Origin of the sequence: Streptomyces acidicola, from assembly GCF_009377235.1 — a bacterium.
Taxonomy (GTDB): Bacteria; Actinomycetota; Actinomycetes; order Streptomycetales; family Streptomycetaceae; genus Streptomyces; species Streptomyces acidicola.
In genome coordinates, this window is sequence record NZ_VMNX01000222.1 from 1 (window position 1) to 15,447 (window position 15,447).

12 protein-coding genes are annotated in these 15,447 nt (G+C 70.3%); 3 read left to right on the plus strand and 9 right to left on the minus strand.

Annotated elements, in window-relative coordinates:
- Window positions 1–80: 80 nt before the first annotated feature.
- The 4 genes from FPZ41_RS36845 to hrcA form a co-directional block, all read right to left on the minus strand.
- Window positions 81–821: a 16S rRNA (uracil(1498)-N(3))-methyltransferase gene (locus FPZ41_RS36845; RefSeq protein WP_152867936.1), complete on the minus strand. Its 741-nt coding sequence runs from the start codon at window positions 819–821 to the stop codon at window positions 81–83.
- Entirely contained in the window at window positions 821–1,912 is a 1,092-nt protein-coding gene (locus FPZ41_RS36850) for a nitronate monooxygenase (RefSeq protein WP_152867938.1), read from the minus strand. The genes FPZ41_RS36845 and FPZ41_RS36850 overlap by 1 nt, the downstream gene beginning before the upstream one ends.
- Window positions 1,913–2,215: 303 nt before the next feature.
- Window positions 2,216–3,349, minus strand: coding sequence for a molecular chaperone DnaJ (dnaJ, locus tag FPZ41_RS36855; RefSeq protein WP_131569463.1), 1,134 nt, complete (start codon window positions 3,347–3,349; stop codon window positions 2,216–2,218).
- On the minus strand, window positions 3,350–4,366 hold the full coding sequence (gene hrcA, locus FPZ41_RS36860; RefSeq protein WP_152867940.1) for a heat-inducible transcriptional repressor HrcA: 1,017 nt from the start codon (window positions 4,364–4,366) through the stop codon (window positions 3,350–3,352). It abuts the gene before it with no gap.
- Between the two features lie 257 nt (window positions 4,367–4,623).
- Here hrcA and FPZ41_RS36865 point away from each other — a divergent pair, with 257 nt between their 5' ends.
- The gene (locus tag FPZ41_RS36865; protein ID WP_152867942.1) at window positions 4,624–5,367 is read left to right on the plus strand and encodes an MBL fold metallo-hydrolase; all 744 of its coding nucleotides are present in this window, start codon (window positions 4,624–4,626) and stop codon (window positions 5,365–5,367) included.
- A gap of 46 nt (window positions 5,368–5,413) precedes the next feature.
- Window positions 5,414–6,226: a DUF3097 domain-containing protein gene (locus FPZ41_RS36870; RefSeq protein WP_152867944.1), complete on the plus strand. Its 813-nt coding sequence runs from the start codon at window positions 5,414–5,416 to the stop codon at window positions 6,224–6,226.
- Here the strand turns inward: FPZ41_RS36870 and FPZ41_RS36875 are convergent.
- The 5 genes from FPZ41_RS36875 to lepA all read right to left on the minus strand — a co-directional run bounded on the left by FPZ41_RS36875 (window position 6,204) and on the right by lepA (window position 14,569).
- A complete protein-coding gene (locus FPZ41_RS36875) occupies window positions 6,204–6,782 on the minus strand; it encodes a Uma2 family endonuclease (RefSeq protein WP_228023207.1) in 579 nt (192 codons plus the stop codon). The genes FPZ41_RS36870 and FPZ41_RS36875 overlap by 23 nt on opposite strands.
- A gap of 100 nt (window positions 6,783–6,882) precedes the next feature.
- Complete coding sequence (gene hemW, locus FPZ41_RS36880) at window positions 6,883–8,115, minus strand: radical SAM family heme chaperone HemW (protein ID WP_194236349.1); 1,233 nt, start codon at window positions 8,113–8,115, stop codon at window positions 6,883–6,885.
- Between the two features lie 61 nt (window positions 8,116–8,176).
- Entirely contained in the window at window positions 8,177–10,147 is a 1,971-nt protein-coding gene (locus FPZ41_RS36885) for a SpoIIE family protein phosphatase (RefSeq protein WP_322621192.1), read from the minus strand.
- A gap of 293 nt (window positions 10,148–10,440) precedes the next feature.
- Window positions 10,441–12,318: an AMP-dependent synthetase/ligase gene (locus FPZ41_RS36890; RefSeq protein ID WP_322621193.1), complete on the minus strand. Its 1,878-nt coding sequence runs from the start codon at window positions 12,316–12,318 to the stop codon at window positions 10,441–10,443.
- Window positions 12,319–12,700: 382 nt separating this feature from the next.
- Window positions 12,701–14,569, minus strand: a complete 1,869-nt coding sequence (gene lepA, locus FPZ41_RS36895; RefSeq protein ID WP_322621194.1) for a translation elongation factor 4 — start codon at window positions 14,567–14,569, stop codon at window positions 12,701–12,703.
- Window positions 14,570–14,938: 369 nt separating this feature from the next.
- On the opposite strand from lepA, the gene rpsT reads away from it, so the two are divergent.
- Window positions 14,939–15,205 carry a 30S ribosomal protein S20 gene (gene rpsT / locus FPZ41_RS36900; RefSeq protein WP_322621195.1) on the plus strand — a complete coding sequence of 89 codons (267 nt, stop codon included), beginning with the start codon at window positions 14,939–14,941 and terminating at the stop codon, window positions 15,203–15,205.
- The last annotated feature ends 242 nt before the right edge of the window (window positions 15,206–15,447 follow it).

Here is a 15,447-nt window from a genome sequence, read left to right on the forward strand (position 1 = left end):
ACAAGCGGGGGTCTGGGGGCAGCAGCCCCCAGGGAAGGGACGGGAACGGGTAGGGGCGGCGGGGGCGAGGAAGCCCCGGGTCAGCCCCACCGCCCCGTCCGCGTAAGCAGCAACGCCGCAGCCGCCGTACCAGCCGTCGACGTACGGAGCACACTGCGACCGAGACGGTACGGTCGCGCCCCCGCCTCCTCGAACAGTGCCAGCTCCTCCGGCGACACCCCACCCTCGGGCCCCACCACCAGCACGATCTCCCCGGCAGCGGGAAGGCCGGCGGTCGCCAGCGGATCGTCTCCGGACTCGTGCAGCACACCCGCGAAGTCCGCCTCGGCGAGCAGCGCGGCAACCTGCTTCGTCGTCGCCGCGTCCGCGACCTCGGGAAAGCGAACCCGCCGGGACTGCTTCCCGGCCTCACGCGCCGTGGAGCGCCACTTGGCCAGCGCCTTCAGCCCTCGCTCGCCCTTCCACTGGGTGATGCAGCGCGAGGCCGCCCAGGGCACGATCGCGTCCACCCCGGTCTCGGTCATGGTCTCGACGGCCAGCTCTCCCCGGTCGCCCTTGGGCAACGCCTGGACGACGGTGATGCGGGGCGACTCCTGGGCCTCCTCCCGCACGGGCGCCAGGTCCGTGACCACCAGCCGGTCCTTGCCGTCGGCGGTCTTCACCACGCCTTGCGTCCACCGCCCGCGCCCGTCCGTGAGGGCCACGTCCTCACCGGGCCGCAGCCGTTTCACGGACACCGCGTGCCGCCCCTCGGGACCGTCGAGGACGAACTCCGCCCCCACACCGTCCAGTTGGTCCACGACGAAAACCGGTGCGGTCATCAGGCGCCGCCCTCCGCCGAACCCTCCGGGCCCGCGGACAGCTCCGCCCGCGCGGCGGCCAGCTCCGTCGCCAGCACCTCCACCAGCTGCCCCGCGGGCAGCTCACGGGCCATCCGGTGTCCCTGCCCCGCCCACAGCGCCATGCCCTGCGGATCTCCGGCCTTGGCCGCCGCCTTGCGCAGTCCGGAGGTGAGGTGGTGGACGTGCGGGTACGCGGCAGGGGCGTACGGGCCGTGTTCGCGCAGGAAGCGGTTCACCAGCCCGCGGGCCGGGCGTCCCGAGAACGCGCGCGTCAGTTCCGTACCGACGAACAGCGGGTTGCTCAGCGCCTGCTTGTGCAGCGCGTTGGCGCCGGACTCAGGCGTGGCGAGGAACGCCGTGCCGAGCTGCGCCGCGCACGCCCCGGCGGCGAGGACCGCGGCGATCTGGCTGCCCCGCATGATGCCGCCGGCCGCGACGATCGGCAGCGACACGGCCTCTCGGACCTGAGCGAGGAGGGAGAGCAGACCGATGCCCGCGCGGTCCCGCCCGGGGTCGTCGTGGTGGGTGCCCTGGTGCCCGCCCGCCTCCACGCCCTGCACGATCACGGCGTCGGCCCCGGCGCTCTCCACGGCCAGCGCCTCGTCGGCCGTGGTCACGGTGACGAGGGTCAGTGTGCCCTTGGCGGAGAGGGCCCGGAGGACGTCGGGGGCGGGACAGCCGAAGTGGAAGGAGACGACCGGCACGGGGTTGTCGAGGAGGACGGCGAGCTTGGCTTCGTAGCCGTCGTCGCGCCCGCTGTCGGGGTTGCCCAGCTCGGCCTTGTACCAGGCGGCCTCGTCGGCGAGCTGGTTGGCGTACACCTCGACGGCGGCCCGGTCGGCGTGGTCGGGCTGCGGCATGAAGAGGTTCACGCCGAAGGGGCGGGCCGTGAGACCGCGCAGTTGCTTGATCTCCTGGTGCATGCCGTCGGCCGTCTTGTACCCGGCCGCGAGGAAGCCGAGCCCGCCGGCCTCGCACACGGCGGCGGCGAGCTGTGGCACGGAGACCCCGCCCGCCATGGGGGCCTGCACGATCGGTGTGGGGAAAAGATCGGTCAGCGCGGAGGACATGACGGCATGTTGTCACGTCCTCCGCAGGAGTCCGAATCCGGCCTTCCACCTGGGCACAGGCCAGGGGAACGGGCACGCTTCAGGAACGGTGGAGGGGTTCCCCTCACGGGCGGGATCAGGGCCAGATCAGGACGGAGCCAGGACGGGGCCAGGGCGAGATCAGGCCACCTGGCGACACCGCCCCGCGGCACCCGGAAGCCTCCGCCGGGCGCGGGAACAGCTCCCGCGCCCGCCCACGTCAGCGGCCACCAACCCTGCCGGCGCCGGCCGACCATGGTCAGCGCCGGCGGCCACCCATCACGGTCAGCGCCCGTTGAACGCGTCCTTCAAGCGGGAGAACAAGCCCTGCTGCCCCGGCTGGAACTGCCCCGTCGGCCGCTCCTCGCCCCGCAGCTTCGACAGCTCGCGCAGCAGGCGCTCCTGCTCGGGGTCGAGCTTGGTCGGGGTCGTGACCTCGACGTGCACGATGAGGTCGCCGCGGCCGCCGCCCCGCAGATGCGTGACGCCGCGCCCGTGCAGCGGGATCGACTGGCCGGACTGGGTGCCCGGGCGGATGTCGACCTCCTCCAGGCCGTCGAGGGTCTCCAGGGGCACCTTGGTGCCGAGCGCGGCCGCGGTCATCGGGATGGTGACCGTGCAGTGCAGGTCGTCGCCGCGCCGCTGGAACGTCGAGTGCGGGAGCTCGTGGATCTCGACGTACAGGTCGCCTGCCGGGCCGCCGCCGGGGCCGACCTCGCCCTCGCCCGCGAGCTGGATCCGCGTGCCGTTGTCGACACCGGCCGGGATCTTCACGGTGAGCGTGCGGCGGGACCGCACCCGGCCGTCGCCCGCGCACTCGGGGCACGGGTTCGGGACGACCGTGCCGAAGCCCTGGCACTGCGGGCAGGGGCGGGACGTCATGACCTGGCCCAGGAAGGACCGGGTGACCTGGGACACCTCGCCGCGGCCGCGGCACATGTCACAGGTCTGGGCGGACGTGCCGGGGGCAGCGCCCTCGCCGTTGCAGGTCTTGCAGACGACGGCCGTGTCGACCTGGATGTCCTTCGTCGTGCCGAAGGCCGCCTCGTCGAGCTCGACATCCAGCCGGATCATCGCGTCCTGGCCCCGGCGGGTGCGCGACCGCGGGCCGCGCTGGGACGCCGTACCGAAGAACGCGTCCATGATGTCCGAGAAGTTCCCGAACCCGCCGGCGCCGAAGCCGCCCGCACCGCCGCCCGCCTGGGACAGCGGGTCACCGCCGAGGTCGTAGACCTGCTTCTTCTGCGGGTCCGACAACACCTCGTACGCGGCGTTGATCTCCTTGAACCGCTCCTGCGTCTTCGGATCGGGGTTGACGTCCGGGTGCAGCTCGCGCGCGAGTCTGCGGAACGCCTTCTTGATCTCTTCCTGGGACGCATCGCGGCGCACGCCGAGTACGGCGTAGTAGTCCGTGGCCACTTACGACTCCGCCAGGATCTGTCCGACGTAACGTGCCACCGCTCGTACTGCTCCCATCGTTCCCGGATAGTCCATGCGGGTCGGTCCGACCACGCCGAGTTTTGCTACTGCCTCGCCGCCCGAACCGTAGCCCACTGAGACCACGGACGTGGAGCTGAGTCCCTCATGCGCGTTCTCATGACCGATACGCACGGTCATGCCCGAATCCTTCGCCTCGCCCAGCAGCTTGAGGAGCACAACCTGCTCCTCCAGCGCTTCGAGCACCGGCCGGATCACGAGAGGGAAGTCGTGTCCGAAGCGGGTCAGATTGGCGGTTCCGCCGATCATCAGCCGCTCCTCCCGCTCCTCGACGAGCGTTTCCAGAAGGGCGGAGAGCACGGTTGTGACGCTGCCGCGGTCCTCGACGTCGAAGGCCTCCGGAAGGTCCTCCACGAGTTGCGGCACGTCCGCGAAACGGCGGCCCGCGACACGGCTGTTGAGCCGTGCGCGCAGATCCGCGAGGGATGTCTCCCCGAACGGGGCGTGGCAGTCGATCATGCGCTGCTCCACCCGACCGGTGTCCGTGATCAGTACGAGCATCACGCGCGCGGGCGCCAGCGACAGCAGCTCTACGTGCCGCACCGTGGACCGCGTGAGCGACGGGTACTGCACGACGGCGACCTGCCGCGTGAGCTGCGCCAGCAGCCGTACGGTCCGGCCGACCACGTCGTCCAGGTCGACGGCACCCTCCAGGAAGTTCTGGATGGCGCGCCGCTCCGGTGGGGTCATCGGCTTGACCGCGGCCAGCTTGTCGACGAAGAGGCGGTAGCCCTTGTCGGTGGGGATGCGCCCGGCGCTGGTGTGCGGCTGGGCGATGTACCCCTCCTCTTCGAGGGCCGCCATGTCGTTGCGGACGGTGGCCGGGGAGACACCGAGCCTGTGCCGCTCGGTGAGCGCCTTGGAACCCACCGGCTCCTCGGTGCCGACGTAGTCCTGGACGATGGCGCGCAGCACTTCGAGCCTGCGTTCGCTGAGCATCGCGCACACCTCCAGTACTTCCGTCGTCCTTGCGCGTCCCCGCGCGTCCTTGCGACTCCCCCTTGGCACTCACCGCGGGCGAGTGCCAGCATTCCCACCAGTGTACGGCGGTGGGGTACGGCCCCGGCAAGGGCGGCCACGCCTTGTCATGCCGACGTGTACCGACGTGTCCCGCGATGTCGTACCGGCGAGTACACGCGGAACGCCGACGCAGGGAGAATCCGTCGCCCTCGGGGGCCTGGGGTTAGCGTCGGCGTATGACGATGAGTTGGGAAGAGTCCGGGTGGGAGGAACTTGGCCCGCGCGTGGGGCGCTGTCGCCTTCCGGTGTGGGACTGCACGGCCGGGCTGGTCGTCGGGGACGGTTCCGCTCTCATGATCGACGCGGGGTCCAGTCTGCGGGAGGGCGCGCGGTTGGGCGCCGAGGCGCGGTGGCTGTTGGGCGGCGCCCGCCGTGTGACACATCTCGCGCTCACGCACCCGCACTTCGACCATGTCTTCGGGGCGGCGTCCTTCGAGGGAGTCGAGGTATTCGGCGCGGTGGGCGTGGACATGCTCCTCACCGGCGACCGCGCACGCGAGGAACTGCGCGCCGACGCCGTGCGGTACGGCCTGGACGCCCAGGAGGCCGCAACGGCCGCGGACCTTCTCGTGCGCCCCCGCCACCAAGTCAGCGGGGAGTGGACACTCGACCTGGGCGGCGGCACGCAGGTGCTCCTGGCGAACGTCGGCCCGGGCCACACGGCCCACGACCTGGCGGTGCTGGTGCCCGGCTCGCCCTCGTCGCCGGAGGTGGTCTTCTGTGGCGACCTGGTCGAGGAGTCCGGCGAGCCCCAGGCGGGTCCGGACGCCGTCCCCGCGCACTGGCCGGCCGCGCTGGACCGGTTGCTGGACCTGGGCGGCGAGGACGCGGTGTACGTGCCGGGGCACGGGGCGGCGGTGGACGCGGCGTTCGTACGGACGCAGAGAGACGCGCTGGCGGCCCGCTTCGGCGTGTCGTGATGACCGCCGCTCCGGTTACCGCTCCGGTTCTCGTATCGTCATCCGAATGCGCCAGTACTCGCCGGACCTGACCCCGCCGTGGAAGAAGCCCAAGCCCGTCCCGGAGGTCCCGGCTGAGCCCGGGCTGGTGGTCGAGGAGCCCGGGACCGGGTTCTGCGGCGCGGTGATCCGCTGCGAGGCGGGCACGGTGACCCTGGAGGACCGCTTCGGCAAGCACCGGGTGTTCCCGCTGGAGCCTCGGGGGTTCCTGCTGGAGGGCCGCGTGGTGACGCTCGTACGGCCGCCTTCGGGCCCTGTCCGTGCCACCCGCACGGCATCCGGTTCGGTGGCCGTCCCTCGCGCACGCGCGCGCGTGGCCCGTGCCGGGCGCATCTACGTGGAGGGCCGCCACGACGCAGAGCTCGTCGAGAAGGTGTGGGGCGACGATCTGCGTATCGAGGGCGTGGTCGTGGAGTACCTGGAGGGCGTGGACGACCTGCCGGCCATCGTCGCGGACTTCGCCCCCGGCCCGGACGCCCGCCTGGGTGTGCTGGTGGACCACCTGGTGCCGGGCAGCAAGGAGTCCCGTATCGCCGAGTCGGTGACGAGCGAGCACGCGCTGGTGGTGGGCCATCCGTACGTGGACGTCTGGGAGGCGGTGAAGCCGTCCTCGGTGGGCATCCGGGAGTGGCCGCGTGTCCCGCACGGACAGGACTGGAAGACGGGGGTGTGTCGGGCGCTGGGCTGGCGTGTGACGAACACCGGGGAGGCTTGGCAGCGGATCCTCGGCTCGGTGCGCTCTTACAAGGACCTGGAGCCGGAGTTGCTGGGGCGGGTGGAGGAGCTGATCGACTTCGTTACGGATAGCGGTGGGGCCTGACGCCGGGGAATGTTCCGAAGTCGCTGGTGTCCAGTTCGAGTCCCAGAATCTCCAGCGGCAGTGGGTCTCCGAATTTGATGATCTCCTGGCGCCGGTAGTCGGCGTCCTCACCCTGGCCTGCGGGGTTCGTCAGCAGGACGCATTGCGCCATGATCGGGTCGGCGATCAGGTAGGCGGGGACTTTGCCAGCGGCGTAGATCGACCGTTTGACTCCGTAGTCCCGTGTGACGCTGGTCTTGGAGACGACCTCCACGACCATGGTGATCAGCGGGGACGGCAGAAGGCGGCCCGAGTCGGGCAGGGCGTCAGGAGCCACAACCACCAGGTCTGGAACGGGCTCGCTGGCCTCGTCGACAATGTCGACGTCCTGTGTCTGAAGGGAGTACCAGCGTTCCAGTGGGATCTGCCTGCCGATCAGCATCACGATGACGTTGTGCACCAGATCAGGGCTGGCCATCATCACGATTTCCCCCCGGAGAAGCTCGGCAGTGACGCCCTCCGGAGGTTCGAACCCCTCGAAGAACTTGGTCATTCCGTACTCGTCCACAGCGGTCATCTCCGTGGCCCTCCACATCCGCCGCGTCCTTTTGGCGGCAGCCTACGAAACAGGGTAGGGACCGAACCGGAGTTCCGCACCGATTCACTCGCCGGAGTGATCAGTCGACCAAGTCCCTGACCACTGCATCCGCCAGCAACCGCCCCCGCAACGTAAGGACTGCCTTCCCCTCCTCGTACGGCTCGCCCTCCAGGAGCCCTTCCTCCAATGCCCGCCGCGAAGCCTTGAGGCCCTCATCCCGCAGGAGCGACAGCGGACAGCCCTCCCGCAACCGCAGCTCCAGCAGAATCCGCTCGACCCTCCGGTCCTCCTCCGCCAGCACCTCACGCCCGGCCCCCGGCGAGCGCCCCGCCGCCAGCGCCGCCGCGTACGCCCCCGGGTGCTTCACGTTCCACCAGCGCACGCCGCCCACGTGCGAGTGTGCTCCCGGTCCCGCGCCCCACCAGTCGGCGCCGCGCCAGTACAGCTCGTTGTGGAGGCAGCGGCCCGCGGCGGACGTGGCCCAGTTCGAGACCTCATACCAGGAGTAGCCCGCCGCGGACAGGGTCTCGTCCGCGATCAGGTAGCGGTCCGCGTGGACGTCGTCGTCCGTCATCGGGACCTCGCCCCGGCGGATGCGCCGCGCGAGCTGGGTGCCCTCCTCGACGATCAGCGCGTACGCCGACACGTGGTCAGGGCCCGCCCCGATCGCCGCGTCCAGGGAAGCCCGCCAGTCGTCGTCCGACTCCCCGGGGGTGCCGTAGATCAGGTCGAGGTTGACGTGCTCGAATCCCGCCGACCGGGCCTCGGCGACGCAGCGCTCGGGGCGGCCGGGGGTGTGGGTGCGGTCCAGCACCCGCAGCACGTGCTGCCGGGCGCTCTGCATGCCGAAGGAGATCCGGTTGAAGCCGCCCGCCCTCAGCGCGTCGAGATACGCCGGGTCCACCGACTCCGGGTTCGCCTCCGTGGTGACCTCCGCGTCGTCCGCGAGCCCGAACTCGTCCCGGATCGCCCCCAGCATCCGTACGAGGTCGCCGGCGGGCAGCAGCGTGGGCGTGCCGCCGCCGACGAAGACCGTGCGGACGGGGCGCGGGTCGTCGCCGAGCACCTTGCGGGCCAGGCGGATCTCGTCGATCAGGGTCTCGGCGTAGTTCTCACGGGAGGCGAGGACTCCGCCCGTTCCGCGCAGTTCGGTCGCCGTGTAGGTGTTGAAGTCGCAGTAGCCGCAGCGGGTCGCGCAGTACGGGACATGCAGGTAGAACCCGAGGGGCCGGTCCGCGGCCCCGGTCAGGGCGTGGGCGGGCAGCGCACCGTCGTCGGGGACGGGCTCGCCGTCGGGGAGTGCGGAAGGCATGCGTTCCATTGTCCAGCACCGCCGGCCTCCCCCGGTCGACTCCTCCGCCTACTCCGCCTACTCACTCCGCCTGCAACACCAGCAACGCCAGATCGTCCTCCGGCGGCCGCTCACCGAACTCGTGCACCAGCCTCGTGATCTGCTCCGCGATGAGCTGTGCGTTCAGCCCGGCGCAGCCGGACAGGGCGACCGCGAGCCCGTCCCCGTCGTCGAACATCACCGATCCGCAGCGCCGCTCGGTCACGCCGTCGGTGACGCACAGCAGCGTGTCACCGGGGTGCAGGGCGAAGGTCTCGGAGATGTATGCGGTGTCCTCGATCACACCGAGCAGGGTCTGAGGTTCGGCGGCGGTGCGTACGTCGCCGTCGGGGCCCAGGACCAGCGGCAGGGGGTGTCCGGCGGAGGCGAGGGTGCACTGGACGCCGCCTTCGTAGGGGACGAGTTCGCCGTACAGGAGGGACAGGAAGCGGGTCTGGGGGCCCTCATCGGTGCCGAGGCCGGGGCCGCCGGCCGTGACCAGGGCGCGGGCGGCGGCGTCGGCCGCCTCGGTGGCGTCGTCGAGGAGGAGCTGGTTGAGGCGGTCGAGGACGTCGGCGACCTGGTAGCCCTCGCGGGCGAGCAGCCGCAGCCAGGGCCGGGCGAGGCCGATGACGACGGCGGCCTCGGGGCCCTTGCCCTGCACGTCTCCGAGGGCGAAGCACCAACGGCCGTCGCCCGCCGGGAACAGGTCGTAGAAGTCGCCGCTGGGCCCGCCCTTGTCGCACGGCTCGTACACGAGCGCGCTGTGCATTCCGGGGATCTCGGCGACCGCGCCGGGCAGCAGCCCACGCTGGAGGACCCGGCTGATGGTGGCCTGGCGGGCGTACTGGCGGGCCGCGCCGATCGCGAGGGCCACCCGGCGGCTGAGGTCCTCGACGAGCCCGGTGACCTCGTCCGCGAAGCGGAGCAGCCCGGCCCGTCCGATGACGAGTGTGCCCAGCGGCCGTCCGCCCGCGATCAGCCGGTACGCGAGGGCGGTCCCGGTCTCGTCCTGGTCGCCGAGCGCCGCGCCGGGCCACGCCACGGGCACCGCCCGCGACCGTACGGACTCCGGCAGCCGGGGCGGGTCCTTCTCCAGTGCGTGGCGCAGGTCCTCGATGCGGTTCTCGCTGACGTGCCAGACGCGGGCGAGTCGGGGTCCTGAGCCGAAGTCGGCCTCGGCGCCGCGCCAGCCCATGCCCTCGTCCTCCAGCCACACCGCGCACCAGTCGGCCAGGCGCGGCACCAGCAGTTGTCCGGCGAGCGCGGCGACGAGGTCCTCGTCGAGCTGCCCGGCCAGCAGGTCGGAGGCCTCGGCGAGGAAGGAGAGGGCGCCGCGGTTCAGCCATTCCCGGTCGCTCTCCATGGTCCGCCTGGGTGCGGGGGCTAGTACGTCGACGGCGATCGAGCCGTGTCCGAAGGCGTCGTCGGCGACGTACGCCTCGGTCCTCTCCTCGACGGCTGCGGCCCCGTCGACGGGCAGGCGTGCCCAGACGGTCTTCACGCCGGTGCGGTAGGTGATGCCCCAGGCGTCGCAGAGCGCGGAGACGAGCCGCAGGCCGCGCCCGTACTCCGGGGTGCCGTAGGAGGGTTCCGCGCCGTGGGGGCGCTCGGTGCTGTACGGGCCGGCGCCGTCGTCGCGTACGGCGCGCGCGGGGTGGTGGTCGGAGACCTCGACGACGACGTGGGCGGACTCCTCGTCGGGAGGCTCGGGGGGCTCCAGACGGCACAGCAGCTCGACGTCCGTACCGGCGTGCACTACGGCGTTGGTGACCAGCTCGCTGACCACGATCAGGACGTCGTCGACGAACCGGTCGGTGAGGGCTTCGGCGCCGGGGAGCGCGAGCTCGGCCCACTCGTCCAGGCCGGCGCGAGCGAAGCGGCGGGCGGCTCCGGGCGCGAGCGGGCCACCGGGCAGCGACACGTGAGCGACCGCGCGCCGGTCCGTTCCCAGGTGCGCCGGTGTACCAGGGGCACGAGTCGTCGACTCGCGTTGCGTCGGAATGGCCCCCACTGTGCGGCTCCCGGAGCAGTTCGACGATAGATCTCAGGCGGCAGGGACAGCGTGACAGACTGACCACGGCCATAAGCACGGAGTTACCGAAGTGGGCCATCATGAGTGAGAACAGTGCTACGCGGGTGCTCGAAGACGGTCAGAAAGAGGGATGATCAGAAAGAGTGGCAGATTCGGGCATCCGATCTGCGCCCCCTGTATCTGTACGCGCCCCTGCATCGATGCGCCCCAAAAAGGGGCGCGGGGCCGCATATCGAAATATCGATATGCGGCCCCGCGCGACGGAGATCCCTCTACGCCTCCCTGGCGCCGGCGTACATCTCCTCGATCAGGTGCTGGTATTCCCGCTCCACCACCGGCCGCTTCAACTTCAGGCTCGGCGTCAGCTCACCGTGCTCCACGTCCAGATCGCGAGGCAGGAGGCGGAACTTCTTGACGGTCTGCCACCGCTGAAGGCCCGCGTTGAGGCGCTGCACGTAGCCGTCGATGAGCTCGACCATCGCGGGAGAGGCGACGACGTCCTCGTACGACTTGCCGCCCATGCCGTTCTCCTTGGCCCAGCCGAGGAGGGTCGGCTCGTCGAGAGCGATGAGCGCGGTGCAGAAGTTGCGGTCGGCACCGATCACCATGACGTTGGACACGAACGGGCACAGGGCCTTGAACTGGCCCTCGACCTCGGTCGGCGCGATGTACTTGCCGCCGGAGGTCTTGAACAGGTCCTTCTTGCGGTCGGTGATGCGGAGGTAGCCGTCGGGCGAGAGTTCGCCGATGTCGCCGGTGTGGAACCAGCCGTCGGGCTCCAGGACTTCGGCGGTCTTCTCCGGCAGCTTGTGGTAGCCCTCCATGATTCCCGGACCGCGCAGCAGGATCTCGCCGTCGTCGGCGATGCGCACCTCGCAGCCGGGCAGCGGCTTGCCGACCGTGCCGGTCCGGTACGCCTCACCGGGGTTGACGAAGGACGCGGCGGACGACTCCGTGAGGCCGTACCCCTCCAGGATGTGGATGCCCGCGCCGGCGAAGAAGAAGCCGATCTCGGGGGCCAGCGCGACGGACCCGGAGACACAGGCCCGCAGATGTCCGCCGAAGGCCTCGCGCAGCTTCTTGAAGACCAGCGCGTCCGCGACCGCGTGCTTGGCTCCCAGCCCGAACGGCACCGAAGCGTTGCCGGTCCGCCGGAAGTTGTCCTGGCTGACCTTGGCGTACTCACGCGCGACCTGGGCCGCCCACTGGAAGATCCTGTACTTGGCGGGCCCGCCCGCGCGGGCCTTGGCGGCGACCCCGTTGTAGACCTTCTCGAAGACGCGCGGCACGGCGGCCATGTACGTCGGCTGGACGACCGGCAGGTTCTCGATGATCTTGTCGACGCGGCCGTCGACCGCGGTGACGTGCCCGACCTCGATCTGCCCTGAGGTGAGCACCTTGCCGAAGACATGAGCGAGCGGCAGCCACAGGTACTGCACGTCATCGGTGCTGATCAGGCCCGTCGCGGCGATCGCCTTTGCCATGTACGACCAGTTGTCGTGCGGGAGGCGGACGCCCTTGGGGCGGCCCGTGGTGCCCGAGGTGTAGATGAGGGTGGCGAGTTGCTCGGAGGTGATCGCGCCGACCTTGTCCTTGACCAGGTCGGGGTTCTTCTCCAGATACGCGGCGCCGCGCTTCTCCAGCTCGGCGAGCGAGAGGGTCCAGTCCTCGGAGAGGTCCGCGCCGGCCGGGTCGATGACGACGACATGGGTCAGCTCTGGCAGCTCGGCCCGCTTCTCCCGGGCCTTGGCGAGCTGCGCGGCGTCCTCCGCGACGAGGACCCTGCTCTCGGAGTCGGACAGGATGAACGCGGACTCGTCGGCGTTCGTCGACGGGTAGACGGTCGTGGTGGCGGCGCCCGCGCACATGATGCCGAGGTCGGCGAGAATCCACTCGACGCGGGTCGCGGAGGCGAGGGCGACACGCTGTTCCGGCTGCACACCCAGTTCGATCAGCCCGGCCGCGATGGCGTGGACCCGCTCGGCGGCCTGTGCCCAGCTGAGCGACTTCCACTCGTCCGGACCCGCGTTGGAGGACGAGGGCACGGGGTAGCGGTAGGCCTCCGCGTCGGGCGTGGCCGCCACGCGCTCCAGGAAGAGGGCCGCCACGGACGGCGGACGGTTCTCGATCAGGGTCAGTGTGTCGCTCACGACATCCTCCGGGGCCCGCGACTGTGCGGTGCGCGGCTGGCTCAAAGCGGCTGTTGTTTAACTCGCGAGTAACCATCGAGTGGTGATCAGGGTAGAGCGCGGCCGCCCGGTGCGTAAGGGGCGGCACCCTGTCACTTCCTACAAACGACTCCTACGGAGAGCGACCCTACGCGCACGTAGGGCCCGCCACGCCGAAGCGCGACGGGCCCCCGTCCTGCCCGATGTCCGCCCGCAGCCTGCCCGTCTTCTGCCCGGGTTTCCATGGGTAACAGGCGTTACGCCGACAGGGCACCGCGCCTTGCGGGGGCAGGCGACCGCCCCCTTTGCGCCCCTACTTCCTACCCTTTGCGCCCTTACTTCCCGCGCTTTACGCCCATACTCCCTACTTCTTGCCCTTCCCGGACCCGCCGCCGTCGTCGCTGGACAGCACGGCAATGAAGGCCTCTTGCGGAACCTCCACAGAGCCCACCATCTTCATCCGCTTCTTGCCTTCCTTCTGCTTCTCCAGCAGCTTCCGCTTACGGGAGATGTCACCGCCGTAGCACTTGGCGAGGACGTCCTTGCGGATGGCGCGGATGGTCTCGCGGGCGATGACCCGGGAGCCGATGGCCGCCTGGACGGGCACCTCGAAGGCCTGCCGCGGGATCAGCTCCTTGAGCTTGGCGACGAGCCGCACTCCGTAGGCGTAGGCCTGGTCGCGGTGCGTGATCGCGGAGAAGGCGTCCACCTTGTCGCCGTGCAGCAGGATGTCGACCTTGACCAGGCTGGAGGTCTGCTCGCCGGTGGGCTCGTAGTCGAGGGAGGCGTAGCCGCGGGTCTTGGACTTCAGCTGGTCGAAGAAGTCGAAGACGATCTCGGCGAGCGGGAGGGTGTAGCGGATCTCGACGCGGTCCTCGGAGAGGTAGTCCATGCCGAGGAGGGTGCCGCGCCGGGTCTGGCACAGCTCCATGATCGAGCCGATGAACTCGCTCGGGGCGAGGATCGTGGCGCGTACGACCGGCTCGTACACCTCGTTGATCTTGCCCTCGGGGAACTCGCTCGGGTTGGTGACCGTGTGCTCGGTGTCGTCCTCCATCACCACGCGGTAGACCACGTTCGGCGCGGTGGCGATGAGGTCGAGCCCGAACTCCCGCTCAAGCCGCTCGCGGACGACGTCGAGGTGCAGCAGCCCCAGGAAGCCGACGCGGAAACCGAAGCCGAGGGCGGCGGAGGTCTCCGGCTCGTAGACCAATGCGGCGTCGTTGAGCTGAAGCTTGTCGAGGGCGTCGCGCAGCTCCGGGTAGTCGGAGCCGTCGAGGGGGTAAAGGCCGGAGAACACCATCGGCTTGGGGTCCTTGTACCCGCCGAGGGGTTCGGTCGCGCCCTTGCTCAGGCTGGTGATCGTGTCACCGACCTTGGACTGGCGGACGTCCTTCACACCGGTGATGAGGTAACCCACCTCACCCACGCCGAGGCCGTCGGCACCGAGCATCTCCGGCGAGTTGGTCCCGATCTCCAGCAGCTCGTGGGTGGCGCCGGTGGACATCATCCGGATCCGCTCACGCTTGTTGAGCTGCCCGTCGACGACTCGCACGTATGTCACGACACCCCGGTAGGAGTCGTACACGGAGTCGAAGATCATGGCCCGCGCCGGCGCGTCCTTGATTCCGACGGGGGCGGGAATCTCGGCGACGACCTTGTCGAGCAGGGCCTCGACGCCCAGGCCGGTCTTGGCGGAGACCTTCAGCACGTCGTCGGGGTCGCACCCGACGAGATTGGCGAGCTCCTCGGCGAACTTCTCGGGCTGCGCGGCCGGAAGGTCGATCTTGTTGAGCACGGGGATGATCGTGAGGTCGTTCTCCATCGCCAGATACAGGTTGGCGAGGGTCTGGGCCTCGATGCCCTGGGCCGCGTCGACGAGGAGGACGGTCCCCTCGCAGGCCGCGAGCGACCGCGAGACCTCGTAGGTGAAGTCGACGTGCCCGGGGGTGTCGATCATGTTGAGGATGTGCGTGTTGCCGGGTTCCTGGGTCGGAGCCCACGGCAACCGCACCGCCTGGGACTTGATCGTGATGCCGCGCTCGCGCTCGATGTCCATGCGGTCGAGGTACTGGGCGCGCATCTGCCGCTGCTCAACGACACCGGTCAGCTGGAGCATCCGGTCGGCGAGCGTGGACTTGCCGTGGTCGATGTGCGCGATGATGCAGAAGTTGCGGATCAGCGCCGGGTCGGTACGGCTCGGCTCGGGCACATGGCTGGGGATCGCGGGCACGCAGGGTCCTGATTCTTGAGGCGTCCGCAGTGTCTGCGGTCTCGGGTCGGATCGATACGTAGGCTCCAATGGTCCCACGGGTGAGGAGTAGAGACCGGTTCGGGCGGCACGGGGGCGTCTTGGGCGGGTGGATGACGGCTCAGGGTTCGGTGGGCGGGCGTTTCCACGGGTGCTGGACGGCACTGGTGCGGCGCGGGACCGGTTTGGGTCGGCCGGAAGGCGGCTGGTACCGTGGGGGGCTGTGCCTCATGCCCTCTCAGCGCGAGGCGCGATCGGCTCCGCCGGTCTCCGGCGGTCCACTCGAAGATCAATCACCGGCGCGTGAGGCGTTGCGACGTCCCGCGTGCCTGAACCTGAAAAGGCTCATTCGTGGCGAACATCAAGTCCCAGATCAAGCGGATCAAGACCAACGAGAAGGCCCGGCTGCGCAACAAGGCCGTCAAGTCTTCCCTGAAGACCGCGATCCGCAAGACCCGCGAGGCCACGGCCGCGGGTGACGTGGAGAAGGCGACCGTCGCCCTGCGCGAGGCCTCGCGCAAGCTCGACAAGGCCGTCTCCAAGGGCGTCATCCACAAGAACCAGGCCGCCAACAAGAAGTCGGCGCTGGCTTCCCAGGTCACTGCCCTCAAGGGCTGAGTCGGCCGAGTCCGCCCGGACTCGTCTCCTTGACTCACTCCTGACTTGACCGTCGGCTGGACCCAGAGCGGGCCCTCTCTCATCCGCTCCCATCCGGCACCCCGGGTTCACGCGCGGCCTGCGTTCGCCACGCGGGCGTGGACTCACAAGCTTGAACCGAAGGCCCCGGTTCCGTCTCCCTTCCCCAGGGGGGTGGATCGGGGCCTTTCGGCATTCTGTACGCGGCCTGTCGGCCCCTGCCC

What these genes read in the sequence shown, in the direction of transcription:
- FPZ41_RS36845 (WP_152867936.1), bottom strand. Translation starts at nt 821, where the DNA reads ATGACCGCACCGGTTTTCGTCGTGGACCAACTGGACGGTGTGGGGGCG.
- FPZ41_RS36850 (WP_152867938.1), bottom strand. Translation starts at nt 1,912, where the DNA reads ATGTCCTCCGCGCTGACCGATCTTTTCCCCACACCGATCGTGCAGGCC.
- hrcA (WP_152867940.1), bottom strand. Translation starts at nt 4,366, where the DNA reads ATGCTCAGCGAACGCAGGCTCGAAGTGCTGCGCGCCATCGTCCAGGAC.
- FPZ41_RS36865 (WP_152867942.1), top strand. Translation starts at nt 4,624, where the DNA reads ATGACGATGAGTTGGGAAGAGTCCGGGTGGGAGGAACTTGGCCCGCGC.
- FPZ41_RS36870 (WP_152867944.1), top strand. Translation starts at nt 5,414, where the DNA reads ATGCGCCAGTACTCGCCGGACCTGACCCCGCCGTGGAAGAAGCCCAAG.
- FPZ41_RS36875 (WP_228023207.1), bottom strand. Translation starts at nt 6,782, where the DNA reads ATGACCGCTGTGGACGAGTACGGAATGACCAAGTTCTTCGAGGGGTTC.
- hemW (WP_194236349.1), bottom strand. Translation starts at nt 8,115, where the DNA reads ATGCCTTCCGCACTCCCCGACGGCGAGCCCGTCCCCGACGACGGTGCG.